Source organism: Rhodococcus sp. IEGM 1351 (assembly GCF_030056875.1).
Taxonomy (GTDB): domain Bacteria; phylum Actinomycetota; class Actinomycetes; order Mycobacteriales; family Mycobacteriaceae; genus Rhodococcus_F; species Rhodococcus_F opacus.
Map to the genome: position 1 here is coordinate 106,665 of NZ_JASHKU010000024.1, position 24,960 is coordinate 131,624.

The following is a 24,960-nucleotide window of genomic DNA, read 5'->3' on the forward strand; positions in this document are numbered from 1 at the left end:
CCGTGGAGAGGTCTGGGAAACGGAATCGCCGTGGTGCGGCGTTCCTGGAGCGGCACGGTCCGATCGCAGTGATAACCCTCAATCGTCCCGAGGTCCGCAACGTCGTCAACTCGGACGTCTCCGCCGCGGTCGGCGCGGCAATGGAAACACTGGCCCACTCTCCCGACCTTCGGGTCGGAATCCTCACAGGTGCGGGAGATACCTTCTGTGCCGGTGCGGATCTGGCCGCCCTGACCGCCGGGCACAGCATCGACGCACCCGGACACCCGGAATGGGGGTTCGGCGGCTTCGTCCGACATGACATCGGCAAACCGCTGATTGCAGCCGTGAACGGCTCGGCCTCGGGTGGAGGCCTCGATCTCATCTTGGCGTGTGACGCAGCCATCGTCAGTTCTCACGCCTCGCTCGGGTCGCCGGGAATGGGACGATATGCGGACTGCGATCCCGACGCGAGGGCACTCGGCGGTCGACTCCAGGCCAGGTCGGTGTTCCTTGGCGACGCGCTCGAGCTGGAGACGGCACTGCGTTGCGGAATGGTCGACAGGGTCGTCCATCCCCATGAGGTACTGCCGGAGGCCCTGCGGCTGGCACGTGCGCTGGCAACGACAATCCCGCCCTTGGAAGGGATCGGCGCCGCGGTCATGCGTCGTCGCGCCGGGAGGAACACAATCGGGCACTGCGAGCGCGACGCGCCACGTCATCCTCATCAGTACCGGCACGGAGCCCAGCGCGTGCTCCGCACCAGTACGATTTGAGGGACGATTCCCCTACCCGACAGCGTTTCCCGGCACCGCAGCGATCCTGCGGTGCCGGGCGCGCGACCCACTCCACGACGCACACGAACTGAGGAACGATGCTGGATCGACTGTACGCAGCCCTCCTGGCGGCAGCCGGATTGTCCTTCGGCGACTACATCGCCCTCGAGGACGCGGTGAGCGATCCCGATGACCCGCCGCGGACGGTCACCGACCCCACCCTTACCGCCCACCCACTCCTTTGACCGTCGGCTCGCCCTTCGCCTGATCCGGCGTCAGGACCACAGGTCCCAGCCATTGGCACACGAGCAGGGCGAGCTCGACGGCGAGGCGATCCCCGGTGAAGTCTTCGCCCCGTTCCTCCGCGGCCCGCTTCACCCGATATTTCACTGAATTATAGTGCAGATCAAGCTGTTTCGCCGCGGCGACATTGCTGAGGTTGCTTGCGAGGTAGACCTGTACGGTCTCGCGCAGGCGGGCGGCGTTCTCATTGTCGGCCGCCAGACCACGCAAGACGCTGCGCACCCACGCCCGGGTCGACGCGACGTCCTCTATCAGCAGTGCGACTGTCGACACTCCCGGTTCGTCGTACGCGGTCACGACGGGGGCATTCTTTCCTGCAGCGATCGCGAGCGCTCGTGCGCGCTGAGCACGCGTGTACGACTGCCGGAATCCCTCCGGGCCGTTGGTGACCCCGCCGACGGCCATGACCAGCCCCGGATGGCGGGCCTCGAGGAAATCGCGCAATTCACCGTAACCTCGCCGGGGAGCCGCGCGCGTACCGAGCGGGACCCATACCCATCCGGTGACGCGGTCGGCCGCCACGAACAACGGATCGGTCATTGCACCCATGAACCCTGCGACGTCGTGCGCCGCCGATTCGATTCTGGCCAGCATGTCTCCCGAACCGGTATCGGGAACCCAGATGATTGCCGCCAGGTGATTCTGTTGCAGAACATAGTTGAGGGCGGCGCTGGCCCCGGCGTCCGGGCGTTCGTTGCCCGCCAGGATTTCCTGGACTCGGACGGCACGAACACTGCTCTGGTGGGCCAGCCACCGCTCCCGTTCACGCTCGTAGACTTCGACCACCTGCTGCGACACCCTGTCGATATACACCGACATCACGGTGATGATGCGCTCGAGCACCGGCACACCGAGTTCCGGCTCGACCGCTTCCCCACCCAACTCGTCAAATACCAGCTTGAGGAGGTTGGTCTGCCCGAGTCGGTATGCGCGTACGAGCGCGTTGACGGGAACCCTTTGCTGAGCAAGACGTCTCGCGTATTCCATCGCCGCAGCGGGCGCCTCCAGATTTTCTGGTGCGATGTTGTGCTGCAGTGTGTGGAAGATGGTGTCGAGGTTTCCTTCGACACTCGCACCGAGTAGGTCGAACAGCTGCCGATCGGCGCGCAGATCGGGAATCTCGCTGTACAGCACATCCGTGATATCGGCGGTCAACGTCACCAGCCGCTGGTTGAGCGAGCCCGCGATTCGTGCGACCAACAGCGCGGCGCGCTCGTCGTGTGAAGCCATGCGAAGACAATAGAGCAGTCGACACCCGCGCATGACGATTTACCCGGAACGCCATCCTCAGCATCCCTACCTGCACATTTCCGCCCAGCCGGCCGTCCAGGTCTCCACTGGCACGAACCGGGCATGTCCCGACAGGACAAAGGGCATCTGTTTCTTGATGCTTCGCGGACGTGGTCACCATTACAGGATTCTCCTATCGTCAAGAGCGCTCGGCCAGCGCCTGCGGACTGCACGATGAGCGACGCACGGCCCCCCGAGACACCGTCGTACGGGGTTGTTTTCGAGCGATCCCGTCCAGTTCGACAGGCGCGAACGGCGTCTCAGCGTCCACAACGAAGGGATCACAGTGAACACCACAAGCTTCCGCGGGAGAACCGCCGTCATGTCCGGGGGAAGTCGTGGCATCGGACTTGCCATTGCCCGCGCGATCGCGAGCCGCGGTGGAAACGTCGTCCTGCTCGCCAAGACCGATACCCCCGACCCTCGACTGCCCGGGACGATTCATACCGCCGTCGCAGAATTGAACGAGCTGGGCGGACACGCCGTACCCGTTGTCGGTGACGTCCGGAACGACGACGACATCGCCGGGGTGGTCGATGCCGCCGTCGACAACTTCGGCGGCATCGACATCGTCATCAACAACGCAAGCGTGCTGGATGTCTCGAAGACCGAGGACCTGCCGCTCAAGAGGTTCGATCTGATGCAACAGGTCAACGTGCGCGGCACTTTCGCCCTGACCCAGGCGTGTCTTCCGTACCTGCAGAAATCCTCCGCCCCGCACGTACTGACACTCTCACCACCACTGAACATGTCGCAGCACTGGCTGGGCGCCCATCCGGGCTACATGCTGGCCAAGTACGGGATGACGCTGGCGGCGTTGGGCATCGCCGCCGAACACGCGAATCTACCCATTTCCAGCAACTGCCTGTGGCCGCAGACGATGATCGCGACGGCAGCGGTCGGGAACCTGCTCGGCGGCCACGACAGCCTGGAGCACTCCCGCTCCCCCGAGATCATGGCCGACGCCGCGATCGAACTGCTCGGCCGTCCCGCAGGCACCGACAACGGTCGCACCGTCCTCGACGTCGAAATTCTCACCGAAGCCGGCATCACCGATTTCACGACATATGGTGGAACCGCCCCGTTGACGATCGACATCTTCGTCGACGCTGCTGCGGGATGACATCGCACTCTTCGACGTCAGGCGTCGTAACCGCCCTCGACGCTGACCTCCTCCGTGTCACCCTCGACCGGCCGGCGCGCATGAATGCAGTGCGGATCGAAACGCTCGACGCGATCACAGACGCCCTCGAGTCGCGTGCCGGCGATTCGGCGGTCCGCGCGGCCGTCCTCACCGGCGCCGGGGGCGCGTTCTGCACCGGTGCCGACCTGTCGACCACGACGACGAACGACCGGCCGACAGCGGCCACCATCGATGCCGCGACCATCGACGCCGCAAACCGAACCGTGGCCGCGATCCGCGCGTTTCCCCGTCCCGTCGTCGGTGCAGTCAACGGACCCGCCGCGGGTGTCGGCGTATCCCTGGCACTCGCATGCGACCTCACTGTCGCTACGAAGTCCAGCTACTTCCTTGTTGCGCTCACCAAGGTCGGTCTCATGCCGGACGGCGGAGCCACCGCCCTCGTCGCCGCGTCGATCGGCCGCGCCCGTGCCATGAAGATGGCTCTCCTCGCAGAACGACTCCCGGCGCGTGAAGCGCTTACCGCCGGGCTCATCGCCGATGTCTACTCCGACGACGAATTCGACTCTGCCGTAGAGAACCTCACGTGCCGGCTCACGAACGGCCCCGGCGACGCCTTCCGCTGGACGAAAGACGCCGTCAACGACGCCACACTCACCGAACTCGACAATGCGTTCGCACGCGAACGGAACGGGCAACTCGAGCTACTCGCCTCCCCCGACTTCGAGGAAGGCGTCACCGCGTTCCGGAAGAAGCGTCCCGCCGCGTTTCGCCGGACCTGAGAACCATCGGGACCGCCACAACATCCATCACGAAGAAGGCCGAAGTGACCTGTCGGCGAGCGAGGGCCTCGAGGATCAACGCCCGTGATGCCGGGGTAGCCGAGAGTTTTCGAAGCGCTCCCGGGTAGAGCCGTTGCGGCCGCGCAGGGCGCCGACCAGTCCGCCGGAGATCACCACCACGCTCTGTATGCGGCCATCGACGGGCGGCGGCGGCAGATGGTCGACCATCTTGGTTTTCGGACGTTCTGTTGGTCGTGAGCGGCGAGACAGGCCGTGCGGTGGTTACCCTCGGGTGATGAATGCATTCCCGAACTCCACGGTGGGCACGAACACAGCGGTGGCCGGCCTCGAGAGCACCTTTGCCGACGAGCTGGGCGCCTTGACGGTCCCCTGGCAGGGTGCGCATGCGCCGGACCCCACGTTGCTGGTGCTCAACGAGCAGCTCGCGGCGTCGCTGCGGTTGGAAGTCCGGGCACTGCGAAGCGAGGACGGAGTCGGCGTGCTGTCCGGATCGACGGCGCCCGCCGGGACCAAGCCGGTGGCGATGGCATATTCGGGCCATCAGTTCGGCGGATACGCACCGCTCCTCGGGGATGGTCGGGCGTTACTGCTCGGCGAACTGGTGAACAGTGATGGGCAGCGGGTCGATCTGCACCTCAAGGGCTCGGGGCCCACGCCATTCTCCCGGGGCGGCGACGGGTTCGCGGTGGTCGGCCCGATGCTGCGCGAATATCTGGTCAGTGAGGCCATGTACGCCCTGGGCATCCCCACGACGCGCGCGCTCTCGGTGGTCGCGACGGGCCAGCACGTTCGCCGATACGGCGCCGAGCCCGGTGCCGTGCTCGCACGGGTCGCGGCCAGTCACCTGCGGGTGGGCACCTTTGAATACGCGGTGCGGCAGGGTGATGTCTTGCAGCCGCTCGCCGACTACGCGATCGCCCGCCACTACCCGCAGCTGACCGAACTACCGGCGGAGCGTGAAAATAATCGCTACCTGACGTTCTTCGAGGCGGTGGTGGAGGCGCAGGCCTACCTGATGGCGAAATGGATGCTCACCGGTTTCGTGCACGGGGTGATGAACACCGACAACACGACCATTTCGGGTCAGACCATCGACTACGGTCCGTGCGCCTTTCTCGACGCGTTCGACCCGGCCGCAGTGTTCAGTTCGATCGACCACGGCGGCCGCTATGCGTTCGGCAACCAGCCCGCTGTCCTGAAGTGGAATCTGGCGCGTCTCGCGGAAACGCTACTGACCCTGATCGATTCCACGCCGGATGACGCGATCACCGCGGTCTCGGCGGTCCTCGACACCTTCGACGAGCGTTACGACGGCCACTACGCGACCGGTATGGCGGCAAAGCTCGGTTTGGCCGGCACGCTCGTCGAGCGAGCGCTGATCGACGACCTGCTGACGTTATTGGAGGAACACGGTGCCGACTGGACGGGCACCTTCCGTGCTCTCGCGGACGAACTACGCGGAAACTCGACGCCGCTCGACGGCCTCGTACCGCGCGAGCACATCGGGCCATGGCTGGAACGCTGGCGCGGCGCCCTGACCAACCATGGGCGCGGGGCGGCGGAGACCGCGAACGCAATGGACCGCGTCAACCCGCTGTACATCCCCCGCAATCATCAGCTCGATGCGGCTCTGCGCGCCGCGACCGACGGGGACCTCGCTCCGTTCGAGAACCTACTCGAGGTCGTCACGCATCCGTTCGACCGCCGCGACGAGTGGTCCGACTACACCACGCCCGCTCCACAGTCGTTCAACCAGACCTTCCAAACCTTCTGCGGCACTTAACTTCCAAGTGGCCATAGGCTACGTTCGCGTCGAGTGAATTCGGGGCGGCTGTCACTGAGCTGAAGAAGGCTGTCCAGCTACCCCAGCGAATGACACCTAAATGCACAGGAACGCAGCGGGCAGTCTGCGTAGGCGAGATCCGCCCGGAGGCGTGGACTCAGCCCGGGCCAACCAACCACCCTTGCGCGCCATCGGATGGCGGTCAGCGCCGGCTCCGGAGGGTTATGTACGACCACGGCGCTGCGGTGGGCAGGGCGTGGACGCGACGAGGGAAGGCGACCGCACCCTCAACTCCGCCATCCATGGCGTCGCGATGAGCCAAGCCAGGGTCCACGGCAACGAGGGCGAGCCCGGACTGTCGGTGCGGTGCCGGTATACGCGAAACGCGGGCTCGGGGATGCCCGAGAAGACTCGGGGAGTCGTCTTGGTGGCCCCGGCGCTGCCGAGGCGCCGGACGTCACCAGCCGAGGCGCTCGAGTGGCAGACACTGGGACGCCTCGTCGTCGCGGCTGGCCCGCCAATGACACGCGCGGTGCTGCGACTGGCGGGCCGGCGAATACTGGACGCCAAGCGAACCGCGATCAACGACGCGGGCTCCATCTCGGGTAGCCGGACCGACCTCATCGGTGGAGACCCGGGCCGTGTCTCACGAGCGCAGGTCGACCTGTGGCTCGATGCCCTCGAGGCGGCCCGCGAGCACCCGGAACGGCTCGCGGGCACGGCTGCCGCGTTCGCGTCGATCGTCAAGGCCATGTTCATCACGCAGAGACCGACGAACGAGGCACTCGATTCCGTGCGGGTGCCCGTCTTTGTGCTGTGGGGAAGGGACGATCACGTTGTCGACCCCACGTCGCTCACGCAGCACGCCCGACGGCCGGGCTGGACACCCCGGCCCATCGATGACGTTGGCCACCTGCTTCCCGTCGAGGCGCCCGACCTCTACACGCAGGCAGTCTGCCAGTGGCTCGCCGTGATTCCCGGATTCGGACGCCCTACATAGATGGCATCTTCCCGACCCCAGCAGATGGGCCCAGCGGAGGCCAGTTCCTCGCCGCTCGGGGATCCCCCAGTGGGACGGCCGGATGACGTCATCGCCCCAGATTCCGCCTGATTTCACCGGCGAGGTGCGCCGGTACCCGGACGAAAGGTGCGGGTCTGCGGATAGCCGCCGCAGCGAGCCGAGAGTGTCCAGGAAATCGGATGTTCCTGCCCTCGAGGAAGTGCTCAGTGCGCGGTCGCCCCACCGCACGCGCGTCAACGCGGTGCGCGCGGCGGCGAAGCCGCATAATTGAGGGTGCGAGGTGAGACCGTTGCGGCAGACACCCTGGTTGACGACGACGATATTCGTCGGGTCGGTTGTTCTCCTGCTCGCAGTCCACACCGGCGGCGGTGCGTCGAGCGAACCCGATACGGAAGCGACGCGCAGGCTCGACCCCGCCGGGCCGGTACTCACCCTCACTCCGCCTCGCGGGCAGCCGGGCGACCGCATCCAGTACCACGCGGCGAATCTTCCGACCTGCGGCGGACCGTGGGCGGTGGAGTTCGGCGATCGTGTCCTGGGTGAGACCCGTCAGGTCGGCAGCGTCGCCGACTTCCGCTCGGCGGTGCCGAACCGCGGCAGTCGCGGTTTCCAGGTGGCCGGGCTGCGGTGCCTGCCGACCCCGTCGATGGTGGTGCAGACGACGTTCGAGGTCCTCCCGGTGACACGTTCGTCGGAGCCGACCACTACCTGGATACTGCCGCCACCACCAGAGCTACCGACGCGGACGAAGAGACCCACACCGACGACCCCCACCACCACGCCCACAGCTCCTGCTGACGCGGAGCGGTAGCGGCGGCGGCCGGAGCCGGAACGGCGGCGCCTGCGGAAGGCTGCGCCGCTCGAACCGACGTCGTTCACGGGTCCCTTACAGCGGCGGGGCCGCGTGCTCGTCCGTACCAGCCCAGGTCGAACTTCACCCACCGCTGCCAGGTCTCCTGAAGGACGTCCTCGGCGTCGGTTGGCGAGCCCAGCAACATCCACCTCCCCGCTCATGCCAGTCTGCTCGGCTTGGACAGCGATCGACCGTGCTCAGCCTGGACCCGCTGCCACCGGGAGGCGTCGTTGACCGGCCACGTGTGCGACCCGGGCTTTCGCGCCTCCTCCGCCAGCTGCTTGACGGGACTCGCTGCCGCGGCTTCCTTGAGCTTCGCACCGAGGCGGCCCCGCAGGTGAAGCCGCATCGCGGTGTCATCCCTGTGTGCGAGCTGGAAGACGCCGTCCTTACGCCCCAGGCTGACGCACATGGCGGCGATCCCCTTGCCGAAGTCTGCGGGCCGTTCCCCCGTTATCCGGCTGAGCACCGTGTCAGCGGCATGCGAACCAAGAGGAAGCGCCGCTTGGCAACTCATTCGCAACGGCAGGTTCGACGGGGCCGCGGCATCACCGGTCGCGACGATGCGTTCGTCGTCCACGCTGGTCAGCGTCTCGTCGGTGAGGAGACGGCCTACGGCGTCGGTGCTCAGCCCGCTGCGGCCGGCCAAGTCCGGAACGCCGAAGCCGGCGGTCCAGATCGTCACCGTGCTCGGGAGCACACGGCCGCCGCTGAGCTCCACGGCGTCACGTGTCACCGCGGCCACCGTCGCACCGGGGCCGTCGAACACGGCCACACCAAGATTGGACAACCCCCTGGCCACCGAGCGTCGGCCCCGCGGGTGCAGGTACGGGCCGAGCCGGTCGCCGCAGACCAGAGTCACAGTGCGCCCGAGCTCCGCGAGCTCGGCGGCCGTCTCGATGCCGAGCGGACCGCCACCGACGACCGTCACCGGCGCCGTCATGGGGGCGTCCTCGAGGACCGACCGAAGCCGCTGCGCCTCCTCCAGGCTGGCGGTCGGATGGGCGAACTCGGCCGCTCCGGGTACGCCGGCCGGGTCGGCGCTGCCACTGCCGACGGCGTAGATCAGGTAGTCGTATCCGACGGTCTCGCCGGTCTCCAGCTTCACGCCGCGCTCGGCAGCATCGATCCTCGTCACGCTGTCCACCAACAACCGGATGCCTCCGGCCAGCACGTCGGAGTAGTCGACCACCGCGTCGTCGGACCCGCCCACCAACTGGTGCAGACGGACCCGCTCGACGAAACACGGACGTGGATTGATCACCGTCACCGCCACATCGTCGCGCTTGGTGAGGCGATTCGCCGCCATCACGCCGGCGTACCCGCCGCCAACCACGACCACATCGATCTTTCCGGGGCGCACAGAGTTCGCATTCATGATGTCTCCTCGAGATTGGGGTCGCACATAAGACACCGCCCGCTCCACCGTTGTGACAGCACAGGACCCACGCCCCCCACATCGGGCGTCGGCGCTCCCCGAAAACCAGATGTGACCTGCTACCGATCAGTCAACGACAAGGCTCTGCGGCGGCGAAGGAGAGCGTCGGCGTGCGTAGTTGGACAGCGCGCCCACGTCCCCTGTCCGACAGATAGCGGCCTGCAATCGGCCGTGCCGTCAAGGGACAGAAACCTCGGGGCCGCCGGACGCCGAGCTCCCACGAGGTCGCGCCTCGTCCGTGGTCCGGCTCCGGCCGGTGCACGCCGAGACGGCAAGCGCACGCCCAGTTCACAGTCGACGCGTCGGCATGACACTGCGGGGGGCGGTCCGGACAGACCCGAACCGGACTCCGGCGCACCGTCATACACCAGCCGGCGCCACCGCCCGAGATCACAGCCCTTCCACTCAGGGCGTGCCCTCATGAAGCACGCGGAGCCCTCGAGGCAGAAGTTCGACCCAGTGTCACCAAAACAATGCCAATCAGTCGGTTTCTCCTGCACGATTTCACCCAGCACCACCCACACCCGACGAACAGGACCACCACATGCGCATGATCGCCCGAACCACACTTCTCGCCGCAGCGGCCATCCCACTCGCCATCGCAGCCACCGCGCCCGCATCAGCGACCGCGCCCACCGACGTCACCTACGCCTTCGGCGTCACCGGATCGACCGTGACCAACACGATCACCAACAACACCGGCGACACCATCGGCTGCACCACCTCCCTCGCCCCCGCGCCCGGCGGCGTGCTCCCACCAATTGACGACCTCATGCGTAACGGGCAGTCCCTTTATCAGCAGGACGACATACCGCCCGGCACCACAACCCAGTCGGTCACCGATGTCCCCGACGGTTCCTACGTCGCCCTCGCCTCCTGCGGGCGTGAGGGCACCGACCCCGCCATGTGGGTCTCCGACTACCCCGGCATCGAGCAATACCTGGTCCAGTTCCCGATGACCGCCTACACCGTGCGACAAGCCTCCACCGTCGTCATCGTGCCCAGCGTCGCCCCCGCACCACCCGCCGCCGCCAATACCCCCGATCTTGACGATCTGGGCACCCTCTTCGGCAGCTAACCGCCATCGGCACAACAAGACGCCTGGCCCCCCGAACCCGGGTTTGGGTGCCGGGCGGGTCGCACCCGGGAAATCCCACCTCTGCCACGACCACACATTCACCGATCCGGCGCACCGTTCCGTCCGTCACGTCACACTCGGCGCCGCATAGGCGACAGTGGGTTCAGTCAAGCTTCAGAGCGGGTTCCACCAACGGACGAAGTTGTTCCACTCGAGAATCAGAGGCCACACGCCTTCCTCGAGAGGATTCGCGAAGAACAGGTCCGGCAGCAATCCCATCATCACCACATCCGCTCTAGAACTGATTCCACCAGGTCGCGAACGAGTTCCACCACGTCAGAACGTCGCATCCCCGATACCTGCCGGCAGGTCGAACCAACACCGATCATGACTGCACCTTTCGGGATATGGCTCCCCGACCATCCTGTGTATCGGTGCCGCGGCCCTCAGCGCTACCGGCGGCACTCAGCCACAAGTACAGAAGCAGCGACCCGACGCGGCCGGGTGTCGTCATACGGGGCGTTGACCTGCGATAACGGCCTTCGAGGTAAGCGTTGGTCGCGAAAACCGCACTGCCCACAGGCGTGAGGGTCCCGATTGACGGCCTGCCACGCGCGGACCCACCCATGGGCGGGGCTACCCCGCAGGCCGATGCACCAGTGATGAAGCTGAGATCAACTGCGTCGGAGGTACGGGCGAGGTTCGTGTGCGAAGGAATCAGGCCCTGGCGGCAGGGTCCTCCTCAGACCCCAGGTTCCGCACCAGCCACCGATCGCCGACGAGATGCATCAGGATCGGAAACACCGGCCGGGGAATGTTCGGCTCCCACACACCGCTCTCGAGGGTCGACATCTCGTGCACATAGAGCACCTCCACACCGGGGCCGACGATCCTTGTGCCGGTACCGATCCCCCACCTCGCCGGATCCGGCAACATCGCCCGGAACGACCGCACGTGCACACGCTCGAAATGCACCCACAGCGGATGCTCCGGCGCCGGCACCGCGAGGGCCGAAGCGACCGCCTCTCCCTCCCAACCGTCAATCGTCATCTGATAATGGTTGTCCTGCACCCACCGCCAGGCGAGGACCGCCCGGAAGTCCGGATCCACGTTCGGCCACACCGACAGCAGATCCCCGTCGACGCATACCGACATCAAGAACGCCCACGCCGCACTCACCAGCCGCGTATGCCCGAGGAACCGCAACAATTCCGCCGGATCCATTGCACGAAGCTCGAGGTAGGCCTCCCGCATCTCGGCCGGCACGGCGCTGATCTGTTCGTCGGTCAACTCCGGAAGGGAGGACGCCGCCCGCACCGTACCAGCGTCGGGAACCTCGCCCCGGGCGACGAGCAATGCCCGGACGGCGTCGACGAACCGCGGCGTCAGCCGCTCCAGCGACGCCAACAACTCCCCGACCGTGCGCGGCGGGAACATAGTGCGGTTCACCAGTACGTGCAGGCACTCGAACACCGCGTCCGGGTCCAGATCGAGTTGATCGCAGAGGAATTCGTCGGGATGGATCGCTTCGACGTCGAACGGATCGAGGGCCGCCTGCGGGAAATCCGCCAGGGTGGCGGTCACGATCACACCCGCACCGGAGCGTACAGCCGCAGCCAGGACGTGCCGGTCCTTCGGCTCGGTGGTCATCGCCGGGATCAGTTCCCGGTAGCCACGTGACTCCTCCTCCGCGAAGGGAAATGCTCTGCGCATCTGCTGCACTCGCCGCGCCGCCTGCTCCGGCGGCTTCCCGAACCGCTCGCCGGACAGGTTGCGCTCGACCTCGTCGAGCAGATCCGGCGTCCACACCGGCCGGAACACCTCGGCATCGGCGAGGGTGAGCAGCAGATTGCTCAGGGTCTGGGGAAGCATGACGCATCCGTCCAGAACCACCCGAAAGACAGCCATGGGGCGACCTCACCCCGGATCGGCGGGTCGAGACACGAAGCCGTCAGTGGCGTCGCCGGGGTCGGGGGTTTCCTCGTGCGCCATCTCCTCGAGCACCTGGCCGCGGCGCGCACGCTCGCGCTGTCGGAATTCGAGCACGTCCGCCAACTCCACCCGCCGATGACGGCCGGGCGAGGTGTACGGGATCTTCCCCGCCTCCAGCAGCCGCACCAAGGTCGGCCGGGTGATGCCCAACAGTTCCGCGGCCTCTTGCGTCGTCAACACGGTGCGATGTGGCTCCACCGTCACAGCCTGCCCCTGATCCAGGGCGGTGACCGCGTCGACGAGCAACCCCCGAACACTGTCCGGCAGCGGCACGGACTCCTCCGGGGTCGAGATCGACACCTGCTCTTGACCAGCGAGAACGGCCCTCAGCGCGGCGAGAAGATCCCGATCGTCGGCGACCGGCAACACCGTGTGGCTCATCCCAGCACCCATACCCCACCATAAAACGAAAAAAACGAACACACAATGCCGGTGAATGGTTCGGGGACGGTGGGTAACGGGCACCCGACCACGCCGCGCAAAGTCAGCCGCACCGTGGACCCGTGCAGCTAGATCGACGGATTCCGTCATCGTGTTTGTTTCACAGCAGGGCTGACGCCGGGCCGCCATCGGCGTCCTGGCGTGGGTAGTCGGACGCTGTTTCGGGTAACCGGACCGCAGGCGACGACGCGGGTAGCCGGTGACGGTGGCTGACGTCGAACCAGCAGAAGGATCGTGGTGCATTCGACCGACCGGATGCGTCTGACCGAGAGGGTGTACAGATCGTGCCTCGCATCGAAGAAGAAGGCCCCTGTAGCGGCAGCGACCCTGAGTTCGGATCGGAAGACGATCCGATTCGGTGGCCGGATCCGAGTCCGTTGGACCTGTGGTGGCAACGGGTGATGTCCGAAAGCCTCCGCCGGTCCCGGGGACCGGGGACCCGGCCGGTGGTCCCGCCCCTGTCGAGGGACTCCCGGAATCGACATCTCCGTCCGCACGCGAGTTAGACCGATCGGACCCGACCCCAGATCAAGTCCGTGGGAGGGGCGTTCGGCAGCGCCGGTATAGAACTCCTCAGCGGCAGCAGCCCAGTCTCCTGACCCTTCCACCCGAACATAGAGGCCTCATGAACATCATCACCGCACTCCCCCTGGCCATACTGCGCGCGCAGTACACCATCGTGCGCTACCCGCTGCGCCTGGTCGACGAACAGGTAATCGCACACCTGGCACCCGCAGCACCGGCCCGACGGCTGTACCGGGGCAGCCTCAGCCTGCTCGATTGTGCCGTCGGCACCGTTCTCGGTCACCAGGACCGAGCCCACGATGCCGCCGACACCGCACCCCGCGTCACCCTGGTCTCCGGTACTGCATCCGACACCGATCACGATCCCAGCGCACCGGATACCGCTGCAGCTGACGCCGAGACCGCCCCTCGGTCCGCGACCGTCGAGAACGCCGAACTGAACGAGAAGGCGGCCCACCAACTCGACACCGACTTACTCGCCGAGCACCTCGAAGACATCGAGACGCAATATCAACTCGAGCACCCCCCGACCACCGGCACCGCCGAGCCGACGACCGACACCGTCATCACCCAGCTCGAGGACGCCGCGAGCACCGAACCCGACACGACACTGTCCGGAGAACTGGCCGACCGCGTAGCCGAACTCGCTCGCGCCAAGACCCCGCCGCCGGGCACCCGAACAACACCGACCGGCAAACGTCACTAATGAGCGCGATTGCCACCAGCAGCGACGACCCACTCGTCTTCGGGGTTCGGATGCCGGCACCGTCCCGAACTGCACCCGATGGTCGACCACTTCGACACCGATCTCGTCGACCACTTGCTTTCCGCAGACGTCACGCCAACTGGGCGGCCCAATCGGCGAAGCTCTGCCACGCCACCTCGGGGTAGAGCCGACCCAGTTCGCCGATCTTCGCGTCGTACCCGGTGTCGGTAAGGAAGCGGAACATAGCGCGCATGTCCGGCGATGCGATGGCGTCCGCGTCGGACGAATGGGCGTGAACCGGCGTGCCCAGCACGTTACTGAGCACCTCGGCCATCCGACGTGGCGTCGGATCATCCGACGCCAGGTCGATTCTTGTCCGGACGAACCGATCCGGATCGTCGAACACGAGCGCGACGAACCGACCGAGGTCCCGGCGCGACAACTGCTGCAGCGGGGTATCGACTGGCAGAGGCAGATCGAGCCGGCCTCGGCGGATGTCATCGAGTCCACCGAGCAGGTTGTCATAAAAGTAGGTCGGCCCGACGATCGTGTACGGAAGGGACGATTCTCGCAGCAACGACTCGGTTGCAGCCTTCGTGTCGAAATGTGGGATCCCAGTGCTCTTGTCTGCGTCCGCCACCGAAGAAAACACCACGTGTGGAACACCGGAATCACTGAACGCGCCGACAAGCGCGGCACCCTGAGCGATCTCCGCTTCCGGGCCGTCTTCGAAAGGTGTGGTCATGGCAAACACGCCCGCGCACCCATCTACGGCAGACGCGATCGCCGCCCGATCGGTGATATCGGCCACGGCAATGTCGACGCCTCGCAGGCGCAACGCGTCTGAGCGAGAAGAGCTTCGACGGACAAGCGCTCGGACTTCCCGCCCTCGTTCGAGCAGCGCGTCGACGACGGCGCCTCCTTGACCACCCGTCGCTCCGACGACTGCATACGGCTCACTCATGGGCACAACACCTCTCCTTGTCGACCGCGCCAGCGTACTCGCAGGCTCCGTCCGCTCACCAAGACGTGTGTCCCTCTGCGCGGCCATCAGTGGGCCGACAGATGACAGCGAGCGACCCTCGGATGGGAGACGAAACGGCACGATCACGAGATCGCATGGAACCAGACGATGAAACTCGACAGATGTCGAAAACTCTCGTTACGGAAATCCGTTCGGGACTCCGCCATGTTCGCTGCACGACCCGTCGAGGACTTCGACGATCTACACTGCGATCAGCGGAGGGTGGGGCGGTTCTGTCCGGCGGGACGTCGCAAGAGCGCAAGCTGGATTTCGATGAGCAGCCGATCGGATGCGTCCTGCAGATTGACGCCAACGATCTCTTCGACGCGCCGGATACGGTAGCGCAACGTATTTGGATGAACCTGCAGGACGGCGGCAGCGTTGCGCACGTCCCCGTGCTCGGCAAGGTACGCCTCGGCACTCTCGCGCAGATTCGAAGCGTGCTTGTCGTCGTATTCGACGAGGGCATCGAGCCGCGGATCACGCAGCTCGCTGTTTCCCCCGACGAGGTCGAGGATCTCGCCGAGCAACACCGCAGTACGGGATTCGGCGAGCGTGGTGACCCGTCCCTCGGGGTAAGTCGCGGCGGTCCCGTCAAGGACCCGATCGACCTCGGTCCGGGCTCCCGCAACCTGCCCGAGACCCGAAACGGGCATAGCGATGGCGGCACGCAGGAGTATCAACCGCTTCTGCTCGAGTTGCTCGACCAACTGGCGGGTCCACGTCGCGATGATGTTCGCCGACTTGTAACGAGGAAACAGGACGTAGGCGCGGTTGCCGATGATCGTGGACACCGAGTCACGTCGGAGCGCGCTCGCATGCAGACTGATCATGCTGCCTACACTGGTGACAATCTCCGACGGCGGTTCGGGCTCTCCTGCGGTCACGGCAAATCCGACCACGGCGGCCGAGCCTGAATCCGGCAGGTTCAGGGCGCTGGCCACCGATGGAGCATCCACCCCTCCCCCGCGCGCACCGAACAGCCGTTGAATCAGCACGCCCTCCGTCGAAGGAGCATTGAGACTGCGGGAAATGATCCGCGCAGCGATCGCGGAGGCGCCCCGCAGTACGTCGGCGGCGCTATCGGTGAACGGGGCATACCCTTGTTGCACCCAGATCGATCCGAGCAGCCGGGGCGCGGCCGAGCCGTGCTCAACGGTTTGACGGATGCTCACCACTAATCGTCGCTTCGTGCCGAGCTCGTCGTGTGCCGGGACGTCGACGACCTCATCGCTCTCACGCAGCCGGTCGTAGACACCCCATTCCTGCATCGCCTTCAGATAGTCGCGCGGGCCGATCCTGCCGAGGATCGACAGCGTCCGCAATTCGTCGGCCGCTTCGTCCGACGCCGAGTACGCGAGCACGCGCGCTTGCGCATCTTCGATCGAAACCATCCCGCCGGCGTTCTGCGCGATGGCCTGCGCGAGGCCGAACAGGTCCGTGTCCACGGCCAGCAACTCTGGGTCACCCAGCCTGTACTGCTGCCGGGAGCGGTCGAGCATGCGCTGAATGAGGGGGAAAACGTGGTCCCACCGGGCCTTCGGGTGTACGGCGACCAGTGCGACGCCGGCGCTGCGCGCCGCGGACTGAAGAGCGGTCGACGATGCCGCCGACTTCGACATCACCGCGCGCGGCCTGTGGTCGGGGGCTCGTAGCGCGACCTCCTCGAACCACCGCACGGCCTCGGCCTTCCTCACGCCGACGTGTAGGTAGAGATCTGGCGACGGTGACTCGACCTCTACCGACAAATCGGAGCTGTCGACCAGGGCGACGGAAGAGATGGCGACCGAATCCCCCGCGGGTGCCTCTATCAACTCGACCACGGACGTATCAAGTGCGGCGAGAAGTTCACGCAGGGTAATAGTTTCGCTCGATTCCGCTTCTCGGCCTGCTTTGGCGACGGCACGTTTACGAGACGACACGGCTGGTCTCCCTGTCCCGATAGTTTGATCCGAAGGATGCGATTGGCCGATCATACAATCTCAAGCCTGATTATTCGTCTGACTGGCTGATAGTTTTCCGTGGGTGTTGGTGTTGACTACGGGTAGTGCTTTGCAGCGGCTCCGTCGCCGCCACACCCCTTGTAGGAGGTTTCATGGACGCCATCACCACCACCCCGCAGCCAGTCAACGAGCCGGTCGGCTCCTTCGCCCCGGGCAGCCCGGAGCGGGTGCGACTGCAGGCGAAGCTGGCAGAGCTGGGGTCCAACCCCACCGAGATCCACAACGTCATCGGCGGTGCGCACCGGCGAAACAACGGCCCCGCGATCGACGTCGTCCAGCCGCACCGGCATGCCGCCGTGCTGGGCACCTTCACCAACGCCGGCCCCCAGGACATCCAGGACGCCGTCACCGCCGCCACCGCCGCCGGCCCGGGCTGGCGGGCACTATCATTCGAGGACCGCGCCGCGGTGTTCCTCCGTGCGGCCGACCTGCTGTCCGGACCGTGGCGTGAAACAATCGCCGCCGCAACGATGCTCGGCCAGTCGAAGACCGCGTACCAGGCGGAGATCGACAGTCCGTGCGAGCTGATCGACTTCTGGCGCTTCAACGTCCAGTTCGCCCGGCAGATCCTCGCCGACCAGCCGATCTCCTCCCCCGGCGTGTGGAACAAGCTCGAATACCGCTCTCTCGAGGGCTTCGTCTACGCGATCACCCCGTTCAACTTCACCGCCATCGCCGGCAACCTGCCCACCGCCCCCGCCCTGATGGGCAACACCGTGGTGTGGAAGCCGTCGCAGACCCAGGCCGTCGCCGCGTATTGGACGATGAAACTGCTCGAGGCCGCGGGCCTGCCCCAGGGTGTGATCAACCTCGTCAACGGCGCCGGCGCCGCGGTCTCCGACGTCGTTCTCGCCGACCCCCGCCTGGCCGGGATCCACTTCACCGGGTCCACCGCCACGTTCCAGCACCTGTGGCGTCAGGTCGGCAACAACATCGCCAACTACAACAGCTACCCGCGCTTGGTCGGCGAGACCGGCGGCAAGGACTTCGTCCTCGCCCACAGCTCCGCGAACCCCGACACCCTGACCACCGCCCTGCTGCGCGGCGCGTTCGACTACCAGGGTCAGAAGTGCTCCGCGGCCTCCCGCGCGTTCGTCCCGAAGTCGGTGTGGGCGAAGATGGGCGACGACTTCATCGAGAAGGCGTCGACGCTGAAATACGGGGATGTCACCGATTTCTCGAACTTCGGTGGCGCCGTCATCGACCGGCGGGCCTTCGACCGCAACGCCGACGCCATCGCCCGCGCGAAGGCCACCTCGAGCCTGACCATCGCCGCCGGCGGCCACGTCGACGACAGCATCGGGTACTTCGTCGACCCCACCGTGCTGCTCGGCGACGACCCCACCGACGAGGCCTTCCGCACCGAATACTTCGGACCGATCCTGTCGGTGCACGTCTACGACGACTCCGCAGCCGGGTCGTTCGAGAAGGTCCTCGACCTGGTCGACAAGGGGTCCGCGTACGCGCTGACCGGGTCGATCATCGCCGACGACCGCACCGCGATCGCCCAGGCGACCGACGACCTGCGATTCGCGGCCGGCAACTTCTACATCAACGACAAGCCCACCGGCGCCGTCGTCGGACAACAGCCCTTCGGTGGCGCCCGGGCGTCGGGCACCAACGACAAGGCCGGCTCCCCGCAGAACCTGCTCCGCTGGGCCTCCGCCCGCACCATCAAGGAAACATTCGTCCCGGCCACCGACCACCGCTACCCGCACCAGGGCGCCGACACCTCCGAGAACATCTGATGGCGGCCGCCGACCTGCTGCGGCCCGCCCTGCTCGCCGCAGCCCGCTCCCCTCGCATGGAACGGACCATCAGCAAGGTCCCGGTGACCCGCAATCTCGTCGACCGGTTCGTCGCCGGTGAAACCGAGAGCCAAGCGATCACCGCGACCACCGGAATCCTCGACTCCGGCCGATACATCACCATCGACTACCTCGGTGAGGACACCACCGATCTCACGCAAGCGAACAACACGGTGTCCCACTACCTGGTTCTGCTGTCGAACCTGTCAGCGCTCGCGACCAGCGGGGGCACTCCGGCGACCTTCCCGCCGTCGCCGGTGCGCACCATCGAGGTATCGCTGAAACTGTCTGCCCTGGGCCAATCCCTGGCCCGAGACGGGCACAAGGTTGCCCTCGAGAACGCGCACAAGATCTGCACCGCTGCGGAAGAAGCCGGCGCGTGGGTGACCGTCGACGCCGAGGACCACACCACCACCGACTCGACCCTGTCGATCGTGCGCGAACTGCGCGAGGACTTCCCCACCCTCGGCACCGTGCTGCAGGCGTACCTGAAGCGCACCGAGGCGGACTGCAAGGATCTGTCCGGCCCCGGATCGCGAATCCGGCTGTGCAAGGGCGCGTACAAGGAACCCGCATCTGTTGCCCATCAAGAAAAGACCGCGGTCGACGACGCATACCTGCGGTGCCTGCGGATCCTGATGAACGGTCAGGGCTACCCGATGGTCGCCTCCCACGATCCGGCCATGATCAGTGCGGCGATGCAATTCGCCGAAGCGAAGGGCCGGGCGGCAGACGAGTTCGAACTGCAGATGCTCTACGGCATCCGCGATTCCGAACAACTTCGGCTGGTCGGCGAACAGAAGCACGTACGTACCTACCTGCCCTACGGTGAACAGTGGTACGGCTACTTCATGCGCCGCCTCGCCGAACGCCCCGCCAACCTCGCCTTCTTCCTCCGCTCGCTGGCATCACGCAACTAGCCGTGAAGGACACAGGATCCCGGCTCGACCCCCGGTCAGGCCGGGATCCCCACTCGCCCCCGCCCACAACCAGGTACGGACACCGCCCGATCGTCGGCTGACCGCGCAGGCGGGGGGCACCGTCGGTATCCACTATCAGGAATGAACACACGACGACGTCCCTCTCGACGACAGTGTCCCGCACCGGCATCGATGCGGGACACTCGCTCTCCCGGGAGCAGGGGAAGGGAAGACCTGTGGCCTATCCGCGTGACAGTCCGGGCTGAGTCTGGATCTGTCCGGGGCCACCCTTGAATCCGCCGGCCTTGCCCACGGTCCATTCACCGTCCGCACCGCAGACCAGGGCACCATTGCGATCACCGGGCTTGCCGTACGTCACTGTCTCGTTTCCGTTCGAGTCCGTGTTCACGATCGGACACTGCCCACCGGTGGGACCGTTCGGGCCGATCGGCTCGGCATGAGCGACGGACGCCGCCCCGAAGGCGCTCAGGATCGGAAGAGCGGCGAAAGCGGCGGTGGCAAAGGTTCGTCGGGCGTTGATCATTCAGTTTCTCCAGAGTGTCGGGGAAGTGTTTCGGTGACAGGTACAACTCTGCCCACTCCCGTGCCCGATCTGAAGCAACCCCAGGGGTCCGTTCGCCCACCCCAGGAGGAGGGGACCTACTCCACCCCGACGTTCGCACTGGGCGCACACCGGACCACGCCCTCAGCACGATTCGCGCCCGGCACCCGCCCGCCTTCAGCCCGCCGCAATCCCCTCTCCGGCGGTGTTGCCACAGGAAGAGGCCCCACCAATCGGTGAGGGCCTCAAACCTTGGTTGCAAGTAGTCAATCTCGTCCGAGCTCCTCGTGCGAGTCACCGTTGATCGATGCCCGGTAGCGAGGACGGGTGGCCGCCACGCTCCTCGATGACTGCGGGCCTCCGTGCGTACCCGCTGCCGTCTTCAGGCATGGGCCCACCTTCGACGTCCCCGCACACAGGTCTCCCCGAGCGGGTCGTCCTGGACATGCCCGAAGGTGTAGTCCAGGCGGTCAGCTCGGCCATCGTCCGACCGTGCGTGCTCGAGCAGAAACTTCTCGGGGAGCGGTCGCGGGCCGACGTCTCAACCGCACCTCCTGCACCATCCGGCTGACCTCCGGTTGCGTGACGGCCAGGTTTCGCGATCACCCGATGCGGCACCTGATTGTCCGTCGCGTGCGCCACCGCACGAAGAACGAAGGTCGCGAGGGCGTGACGTGGAGCGGTCTAGTGAGCGTGTTCGTCGGGGGTGCGCTGATCTGCGGTGCAACGGTGTGACTCAGCTAACCTTTGACTTCAAGTACTTGAAGTTCATAGCGTCGATGGTGTGAGTGCACAAACCACCCGACACGTCTACACGATCAAGGACGCCGCCGCCCTGACCGGACTTCCGGCCAGCACACTGCGCTACTACGAGTCGGTCGGGGTGATCGCGCCGATCAGCCGCGGGGAAAGCAGTAAACACCGGGTCTACGACGAGCACGACCTGGGCCAGCTAGTGGCCATCGCGTGCCTGGCAGCGACCGGGATGTCGGTCAATGACATGAAGGAGTACGTCGCCAACGGACAACTCGGGGCCGAGGCCGCCCCCGCACAGATCGCGTTGCTGACGGAACGCCGGCAGCAACTTGCACTCGAGGCCCAACAGATCGCCCTTCGTCAACGCTACGTCGACCTCAAAATCGACTACTGGCACGCGATCGACGCGGGCGACGAGCACCGTGCCGCGCTCCTCGCGGCCGAGGCGAGCGCGCTGGCCGACGAACTCCACAACGCCAAGAAGCGATAACCCTCACCCACCACACCCCGGTGCGCTCACCGACTCGACCGATGCGGCACCGGTCACTCAGCCCTGTCCTGCTCACCACCACTGTGACCATCACAGAAGTAAGGAAGTACTGCCATGCGCGTCAACGCGTACGCCGCCCCCGCCGCCGGCCAGCCACTGGCCCCCACCACCATCGAGCGCCGCGACGTCGGCTCCCACGACGTCCTCATCGAGATCCAGTACGCCGGCATCTGCCACTCGGACATCCACACCGTCAACGGCGACTGGGGCCCGCAACCCTTCCCGGTCGTGCCCGGCCACGAAATCGTCGGCATCGTCGCCGAGGTCGGCACCGACGTCACACGCCACAAAGTCGGTGACCGCGTCGGCGTCGGCTGCCTGGTCAACTCCTGCGGTCACTGCACCAACTGCCAGGGCGGCGACGAGCAGTACTGCGCCAACGGCATGGTCCCCACCTACGCCGGCGTCGACCGCGACGGCACCACCACCCAGGGCGGCTACTCCACCCATGTCGTCGTCGACGCCGACTACGTCCTTTCCGTCCCGCAGAGCCTGGACCCGGCCGCCGCAGCTCCCCTCCTGTGCGCCGGCATCACCACCTACGCCCCGCTGCGCCGCTGGGCTGCCGGTCCCGGCAAGAAGGTCGCCATCGTCGGCCTCGGCGGCCTCGGGCACATGGCTGTCAAGATCGCCCACGCCCTCGGCGCCGAGGTCACCGTGCTCTCCCAAACACTGAAGAAGCAAGAGGACGGCCTGCGCCTCGGCGCCGACGCCTACTACGCCACCTCCGACCTCGACACCTTCGAGCAGCTCGCCGGCCGATTCGACCTCATCATCAACACGGTCAGCGCCAGCATCGACCCCAACGCCTACCTCGGCCTCCTCGCGATCGACGGCACCCTCGTCAACGTCGGCGCCCCAGCCGAGCCGCTCAGCCTGAACGTGATGTCGCTGATCGGCGGCCGCCGTAACTTCGCCGGATCGATGATCGGTGGCATCGCCCTGACCCAGGAGATGCTCGACTTCTGCGCCGACCACGGCATCGGATCCGAAGTCGAGGTGATCCCGGCCGACCGGATCAACCAGGCGTACGAGCGGGTCCTCGCCTCGGACGTCCGATACCGGTTCGTCATCGACACCGCCAGCCTGAACTGACCCCACCGTGAACGCCCGCCGCAGACCGGCGAGCGTCTGAATACAGGGACCGTCAGCGATATCCTCAAAGCGCGCTATCGACAGGTGCATCCACGGTTGTATCTGAACTGGTCATGCCGTCGGGACCAGTGCGCGGAACGCCCACGGAGTGAGTAGACCGTCCGATGTGCGACTCCTTCGGGGTGAAGGAGCCGCACCTGCGCTTGTGGATCAGAGGGTGAGCAGCACTTTGGTCGCGCGGTAGCCTTCGGCGGCCTGTTCGAGAGGCAAGGTCAGGTCGAAGACCTCACCCGGGTCGATCTGACCGTTGATGATGAGCTCGATCAGTTCGGGGAGGAACCGGCGTACCGGTCCGGGGCCACCGTGCAGGTGCACACCGGAGAAGAACAGCTCCAGGTCGGGGAGTTCGACTTCGTGGGGGACGCCTACGTAGCCGACGTGACAGCCGGGGCGGGTCGATCGGATGGCTTGCATCATCGATTCCTGGGTGCCGACGGGTTCGATGACCGAGTGGGCGCCGAGGCCCTCGGTGAGCTCTTTGATCTTCGCGACGCCGTCGTCGCCGCGCTCGGTGACGATGTCGGTGGCACCGAACTTTCGGGCCAGGGCTTGACGGTCGGGGTGTCTGCTCCTTGCGATAATGCGTTGCGCGCCGAGGTGTTTGGCGGCGAGAACGGCGAGCAGTCCCACCGCGCCGTCTCCGACGACTGTGACGGTCTTCCCCGGGCCGGCCTCGGCGGCGATGGCGGCGAACCACCCGGTGCCGAGGACGTCGGAAGCGGCCAGCAGATGGGGGATCTGCTCCGGGGTCGGCTGTGTCCGGGTGGCCACGAGGGTGCCATCGGCCAGCGGGACACGCACGTACTCCGCCTGGGTGCCGATCGATCCCCTCGGGACGGCGTGCACGCAGCGGCTCTGGTAGCCGGATCGGCAGATCTGACCGGTGTTGTCGGAGGCGAAGGTCGACCCGACGACGAAGTCGCCGACTTTTACGCTCCTAACCTCGTCGCCGATCTGCTCGACGATGCCGACGGACTCGTGGCCCATCGGTTGCGGCCACTCCGGCTTCTCGATGCAGCGGTAGGGCCACAGGTCGGAACCGCAGATGCAGGCGGCGGTGACGCGGATGATCGCGTCGGTCGGTTCGAGGATGGTCGGGTCGTCACGCTCGTCGACACGAACGTCGCCGGGGCGCGCATCACAACTCCACGCATGAGTGGATCCTTTCCACGTTGGTCTGCTGATGGTGCCGGTGTTGGGTGAGCACCCAGGTGCGCCTAGCGTTCTCCCTCATCGGTGTGTGGGTTACCGAGGTTGTCCTGGAAGAACGTGGTCAACTTGTCGAAGGGGATGAGATTGACGCGGTCATAGAGATCCACGTGACCGGCGCCGGGAACGATCACCAGTTCCTTGGGCTCACCGGCAAGCTGGTAGCCCTCTTCGCTGAACTCCCGGGAATGAGCCTGCTCGCCCGCGATGAAGAGCATCGGACGAGGAGAAATCGTCTCGATGTCCGCGAATGGGTAGAAGTTCATGAACTTCACGTTGCCGGTCAGCGTGGGATGCGTTGTGGTGGCCGGACTGTGCCCACGGGAGGTGCGGTAGAAGTCGTAGAATTCGCGGTCGATCGCGGGTGACTGGTCGTTGAGCTCTTCAGGTGTTCCGCTGGTGTATTCGGTTTGGCCACCCGCAAACTCCACGTCGCGCTGTTGCGCTGCCTGCGCGAGGATGTCCTTCCGCTGCTCGACGGTGACGGAGTGTCTGAGCCCGTTCCGGTTGGCGGTGCCCATGTCATACATGCTGACTGTCGCGATGGCTTTGATACGCGGGTCGATCTTGGCTGCACTGATGACGAAGCTGCCGCTCCCGCAGATCCCGATCGCGCCGATCGCTTCCTTGTCGACGTAGGTCTGGGTGCGCAGGTAATCAACTGCGGCGCTGAAGTCCTCGGCGTAGATGTCCGGTGAGACGGCGTTGCGGGGCTGACCTTCACTCTCGCCCCAAAACGACAGGTCCAGGGACAGGGTGACGAATCCCTGCTCGGCCATCTTCGTGGCATAGTAGTACTTTGTTAGGTAGGGAAGGTGTGGTGGCACAGTGGGCAGGTACCGAC

At 66.1% G+C, this 24,960-nt stretch carries 21 protein-coding genes and 1 pseudogene; 13 read left to right on the top strand and 9 right to left on the bottom strand.

Going from position 1 to position 24,960, the window contains the following annotated elements; all coding sequences use genetic code 11:
• Nucleotides 1-2: 2 nt before the first annotated feature.
• Both QM806_RS32370 and QM806_RS32375 read left to right on the top strand, forming a co-directional pair.
• The gene (locus tag QM806_RS32370) at nucleotides 3-755 is read left to right on the top strand and encodes an enoyl-CoA hydratase-related protein (RefSeq protein ID WP_283294053.1); all 753 of its coding nucleotides are present in this window, start codon (nucleotides 3-5) and stop codon (nucleotides 753-755) included.
• Between the two features lie 98 nt (nucleotides 756-853).
• A complete protein-coding gene (locus QM806_RS32375; RefSeq protein WP_155756079.1) occupies nucleotides 854-1,000 on the top strand; it encodes a hypothetical protein in 147 nt (48 codons plus the stop codon).
• Here QM806_RS32375 and QM806_RS32380 read toward each other — a convergent pair.
• A complete protein-coding gene (locus QM806_RS32380; RefSeq protein WP_248949943.1) occupies nucleotides 978-2,219 on the bottom strand; it encodes a PucR family transcriptional regulator in 1,242 nt (413 codons plus the stop codon). The genes QM806_RS32375 and QM806_RS32380 overlap by 23 nt on opposite strands.
• A 415-nt stretch (nucleotides 2,220-2,634) precedes the next feature.
• Between QM806_RS32380 and QM806_RS32385 the strand changes: the two genes are divergently transcribed.
• The 5 genes from QM806_RS32385 to QM806_RS32405 all read left to right on the top strand — a co-directional run bounded on the left by QM806_RS32385 (nucleotide 2,635) and on the right by QM806_RS32405 (nucleotide 7,907).
• On the top strand, nucleotides 2,635-3,471 hold the full coding sequence (locus tag QM806_RS32385) for an SDR family oxidoreductase (RefSeq protein WP_043786996.1): 837 nt from the start codon (nucleotides 2,635-2,637) through the stop codon (nucleotides 3,469-3,471).
• Complete coding sequence (locus QM806_RS32390; protein WP_005560869.1) at nucleotides 3,468-4,271, top strand: enoyl-CoA hydratase; 804 nt, start codon at nucleotides 3,468-3,470, stop codon at nucleotides 4,269-4,271. The genes QM806_RS32385 and QM806_RS32390 overlap by 4 nt, the downstream gene beginning before the upstream one ends.
• A 295-nt stretch (nucleotides 4,272-4,566) precedes the next feature.
• Nucleotides 4,567-6,075, top strand: a complete 1,509-nt coding sequence (locus QM806_RS32395) for a protein adenylyltransferase SelO (protein ID WP_054246898.1) — start codon at nucleotides 4,567-4,569, stop codon at nucleotides 6,073-6,075.
• Between the two features lie 313 nt (nucleotides 6,076-6,388).
• Nucleotides 6,389-7,075: an alpha/beta fold hydrolase gene (locus QM806_RS32400; protein WP_164709542.1), complete on the top strand. Its 687-nt coding sequence runs from the start codon at nucleotides 6,389-6,391 to the stop codon at nucleotides 7,073-7,075.
• 310 nt (nucleotides 7,076-7,385) lie between these two features.
• On the top strand, nucleotides 7,386-7,907 hold the full coding sequence (locus QM806_RS32405; RefSeq protein ID WP_210460738.1) for a hypothetical protein: 522 nt from the start codon (nucleotides 7,386-7,388) through the stop codon (nucleotides 7,905-7,907).
• A 199-nt stretch (nucleotides 7,908-8,106) separates the two neighbouring features.
• On the opposite strand, the gene QM806_RS32410 is transcribed toward QM806_RS32405, so the two are convergent.
• Nucleotides 8,107-9,327: an NAD(P)/FAD-dependent oxidoreductase gene (locus QM806_RS32410; RefSeq protein ID WP_210460737.1), complete on the bottom strand. Its 1,221-nt coding sequence runs from the start codon at nucleotides 9,325-9,327 to the stop codon at nucleotides 8,107-8,109.
• A 604-nt stretch (nucleotides 9,328-9,931) separates the two neighbouring features.
• On the opposite strand from QM806_RS32410, the gene QM806_RS32415 reads away from it, so the two are divergent.
• On the top strand, nucleotides 9,932-10,465 hold the full coding sequence (locus QM806_RS32415; RefSeq protein ID WP_005573390.1) for a hypothetical protein: 534 nt from the start codon (nucleotides 9,932-9,934) through the stop codon (nucleotides 10,463-10,465).
• Between the two features lie 717 nt (nucleotides 10,466-11,182).
• Here QM806_RS32415 and QM806_RS32420 read toward each other — a convergent pair.
• Both QM806_RS32420 and QM806_RS32425 read right to left on the bottom strand, forming a co-directional pair.
• A complete protein-coding gene (locus QM806_RS32420; RefSeq protein ID WP_054246893.1) occupies nucleotides 11,183-12,373 on the bottom strand; it encodes a PIN domain-containing protein in 1,191 nt (396 codons plus the stop codon).
• Between the two features lie 9 nt (nucleotides 12,374-12,382).
• Entirely contained in the window at nucleotides 12,383-12,838 is a 456-nt protein-coding gene (locus QM806_RS32425) for a helix-turn-helix domain-containing protein (protein ID WP_169695366.1), read from the bottom strand.
• Nucleotides 12,839-13,523: 685 nt separating this feature from the next.
• Between QM806_RS32425 and QM806_RS32430 the strand changes: the two genes are divergently transcribed.
• Entirely contained in the window at nucleotides 13,524-14,129 is a 606-nt protein-coding gene (locus tag QM806_RS32430; protein ID WP_120661090.1) for a hypothetical protein, read from the top strand.
• Nucleotides 14,130-14,259: 130 nt separating this feature from the next.
• Here QM806_RS32430 and QM806_RS32435 read toward each other — a convergent pair whose 3' ends face one another.
• Both QM806_RS32435 and QM806_RS32440 read right to left on the bottom strand, forming a co-directional pair.
• Nucleotides 14,260-15,093 carry an NmrA/HSCARG family protein gene (locus QM806_RS32435; protein WP_169695365.1) on the bottom strand — a complete coding sequence of 278 codons (834 nt, stop codon included), beginning with the start codon at nucleotides 15,091-15,093 and terminating at the stop codon, nucleotides 14,260-14,262.
• Between the two features lie 272 nt (nucleotides 15,094-15,365).
• The gene (locus QM806_RS32440) at nucleotides 15,366-17,075 is read right to left on the bottom strand and encodes a PucR family transcriptional regulator (protein WP_283294059.1); all 1,710 of its coding nucleotides are present in this window, start codon (nucleotides 17,073-17,075) and stop codon (nucleotides 15,366-15,368) included.
• A gap of 173 nt (nucleotides 17,076-17,248) precedes the next feature.
• Here QM806_RS32440 and pruA point away from each other — a divergent pair, with 173 nt between their 5' ends.
• The gene (pruA, locus tag QM806_RS32445; RefSeq protein ID WP_120661089.1) at nucleotides 17,249-18,904 is read left to right on the top strand and encodes an L-glutamate gamma-semialdehyde dehydrogenase; all 1,656 of its coding nucleotides are present in this window, start codon (nucleotides 17,249-17,251) and stop codon (nucleotides 18,902-18,904) included.
• A complete protein-coding gene (locus QM806_RS32450) occupies nucleotides 18,904-19,884 on the top strand; it encodes a proline dehydrogenase family protein (protein ID WP_054246883.1) in 981 nt (326 codons plus the stop codon). Before pruA ends, QM806_RS32450 begins: the two co-directional genes overlap by 1 nt.
• A 241-nt stretch (nucleotides 19,885-20,125) precedes the next feature.
• On the opposite strand, the gene QM806_RS32455 is transcribed toward QM806_RS32450, so the two are convergent.
• Nucleotides 20,126-20,428 (bottom strand): hypothetical protein, encoded by a 303-nt coding sequence (locus QM806_RS32455; RefSeq protein WP_005265032.1) that lies wholly within the window; start codon nucleotides 20,426-20,428, stop codon nucleotides 20,126-20,128.
• Between the two features lie 802 nt (nucleotides 20,429-21,230).
• Here QM806_RS32455 and QM806_RS32460 point away from each other — a divergent pair.
• Nucleotides 21,231-21,692 (top strand): MerR family transcriptional regulator, encoded by a 462-nt coding sequence (locus tag QM806_RS32460; RefSeq protein WP_005567765.1) that lies wholly within the window; start codon nucleotides 21,231-21,233, stop codon nucleotides 21,690-21,692.
• 114 nt (nucleotides 21,693-21,806) lie between these two features.
• Nucleotides 21,807-22,847 (top strand): NAD(P)-dependent alcohol dehydrogenase, encoded by a 1,041-nt coding sequence (locus QM806_RS32465; protein WP_005567764.1) that lies wholly within the window; start codon nucleotides 21,807-21,809, stop codon nucleotides 22,845-22,847.
• 210 nt (nucleotides 22,848-23,057) lie between these two features.
• Here QM806_RS32465 and QM806_RS32470 read toward each other — a convergent pair.
• Nucleotides 23,058-24,061, bottom strand: a pseudogene (locus QM806_RS32470) (zinc-dependent alcohol dehydrogenase family protein).
• Nucleotides 24,062-24,124: 63 nt separating this feature from the next.
• Nucleotides 24,125-24,960 (bottom strand): alpha/beta hydrolase (locus tag QM806_RS32475; protein ID WP_283294061.1); only part of this gene is annotated, 836 nt, incomplete at its 5' end.

Excerpts from the sequence above, each read along its gene's own strand:
- QM806_RS32390 (WP_005560869.1), top strand. The coding sequence starts at position 3,468 with ATGACATCGCACTCTTCGACGTCAGGCGTCGTAACCGCCCTCGACGCT.
- QM806_RS32420 (WP_054246893.1), bottom strand. The coding sequence starts at position 12,373 with ATGGCTGTCTTTCGGGTGGTTCTGGACGGATGCGTCATGCTTCCCCAG.
- QM806_RS32435 (WP_169695365.1), bottom strand. The coding sequence starts at position 15,093 with ATGAGTGAGCCGTATGCAGTCGTCGGAGCGACGGGTGGTCAAGGAGGC.
- QM806_RS32375 (WP_155756079.1), top strand. The coding sequence starts at position 854 with ATGCTGGATCGACTGTACGCAGCCCTCCTGGCGGCAGCCGGATTGTCC.
- QM806_RS32450 (WP_054246883.1), top strand. The coding sequence starts at position 18,904 with ATGGCGGCCGCCGACCTGCTGCGGCCCGCCCTGCTCGCCGCAGCCCGC.
- QM806_RS32430 (WP_120661090.1), top strand. The coding sequence starts at position 13,524 with ATGAACATCATCACCGCACTCCCCCTGGCCATACTGCGCGCGCAGTAC.
- QM806_RS32410 (WP_210460737.1), bottom strand. The coding sequence starts at position 9,327 with ATGAATGCGAACTCTGTGCGCCCCGGAAAGATCGATGTGGTCGTGGTT.
- QM806_RS32465 (WP_005567764.1), top strand. The coding sequence starts at position 21,807 with ATGCGCGTCAACGCGTACGCCGCCCCCGCCGCCGGCCAGCCACTGGCC.
- QM806_RS32415 (WP_005573390.1), top strand. The coding sequence starts at position 9,932 with ATGCGCATGATCGCCCGAACCACACTTCTCGCCGCAGCGGCCATCCCA.
- QM806_RS32400 (WP_164709542.1), top strand. The coding sequence starts at position 6,389 with ATGAGCCAAGCCAGGGTCCACGGCAACGAGGGCGAGCCCGGACTGTCG.
- QM806_RS32425 (WP_169695366.1), bottom strand. The coding sequence starts at position 12,838 with ATGAGCCACACGGTGTTGCCGGTCGCCGACGATCGGGATCTTCTCGCC.
- QM806_RS32395 (WP_054246898.1), top strand. The coding sequence starts at position 4,567 with ATGAATGCATTCCCGAACTCCACGGTGGGCACGAACACAGCGGTGGCC.
- pruA (WP_120661089.1), top strand. The coding sequence starts at position 17,249 with ATGGACGCCATCACCACCACCCCGCAGCCAGTCAACGAGCCGGTCGGC.
- QM806_RS32455 (WP_005265032.1), bottom strand. The coding sequence starts at position 20,428 with ATGATCAACGCCCGACGAACCTTTGCCACCGCCGCTTTCGCCGCTCTT.